Source organism: Pseudomonas sp. GL-B-19, assembly GCF_019956415.1.
In the GTDB taxonomy this organism is placed as follows: domain Bacteria; phylum Pseudomonadota; class Gammaproteobacteria; order Pseudomonadales; family Pseudomonadaceae; genus Aquipseudomonas.
This window is the reverse complement of sequence record NZ_JAHBDK010000007.1, coordinates 1-1,097: the sequence shown is the minus strand read 5'-3', so window position 1 is coordinate 1,097 and position 1,097 is coordinate 1. Positions and strand designations below refer to the sequence as shown.

At 62.1% G+C, this 1,097-nt stretch carries 1 protein-coding gene; it reads left to right on the top strand.

The annotated features are described in order from the left end of the window. The first annotated feature begins 111 nt into the window (after nucleotides 1–111). Nucleotides 112–837, top strand: coding sequence for a 4'-phosphopantetheinyl transferase (locus tag KGB06_RS00040; protein WP_223511107.1), 726 nt, complete (start codon nucleotides 112–114; stop codon nucleotides 835–837). Nucleotides 838–1,097 lie beyond the last annotated feature (260 nt).

Below are 1,097 nucleotides of genomic sequence, written 5' to 3'. Positions count from 1 at the left end.
CCCACAGGGTTATGCGATCCCCTGTGGGAGCGAGCCTGCTCGCGATGGCCGCGCCGCCAATCCAAACCTTTGCACTACCCAGCTGGAGAGCAACCCGGCAAAATGCCCGGCATGAATCCCGCCCCCGCCTTACCCACCTGCTGCACCCCACTCGACGCCCATTGGCCGCTGCCGCTTGTGCTGCCTGATACGGTGCTGCTGAGTACCCACTTCAATAGCGCGCATCTGGCCAGCGATGATTTCCAGCGCAGTGCCATCGAACCGCCAGCGAGCATCCAGCGCTCAGTCGCCAAACGTCAGGCCGAATTTCTGGCTGGCCGGGTGTGCGCTCGGGCCGCGTTGCAACAATTGGAAGGCCTGGATTGTATCCCGGCCATCGGCGAAGACCGGGCGCCGGTGTGGCCCGCGCACATCGCCGGTTCCATCACCCACAGCACCGGCCGGGCAGCAGCGATTGTCGCGAGGAAAACCGCTTGGCGCGGTTTGGGCATGGACCTGGAAAACCTGCTCAACCCTGAACGGGCCCAGCGCCTTGCGGGAGAAATTCTCACGCCACCGGAGTTGCAGCGCATGGCGGCTGGACGTCGCGATGATCTGGCGCTGCTGGTGACGTTGACGTTTTCGGTGAAGGAAAGTCTGTTCAAGGCGCTGTACCCGATTGTTCAGCAGCGCTTCTATTTTGAACATGCCGAGGTGCTGGAGTGGACCGAGGCCGGTGAGGTGCGGTTGCGCTTGCTGACGGATTTGTCTGGCGAGTGGCGCAATGGCACCGAGCTGGAGGCGCAGTTTGGGGTGATGGAGGGGCAGTTGTTGAGTCTGGTCAGCATCAAGGCCTGAAGATGTGTGGAGCCTAATCGGGCCTCATCGCGAGCAGGCTCACTCCTACAGGGGATCTTCGGTGTCGCACAGATCCATTGTAGGAGTGAGCCTGCTCGCGATGAGGCCAGTACAGGCGCCGCAATCTCAGCGCTTCTCCTGATTGCGCGGCCAACTCAAGCTAAAGCAAGCCCCGCCCAGACTTTTGCTCTTGCTGATCAACGCCCGCCCGTCATGCCAATGGATGATTCGCCGCACGATGGACAGCCCCAACCCATGCC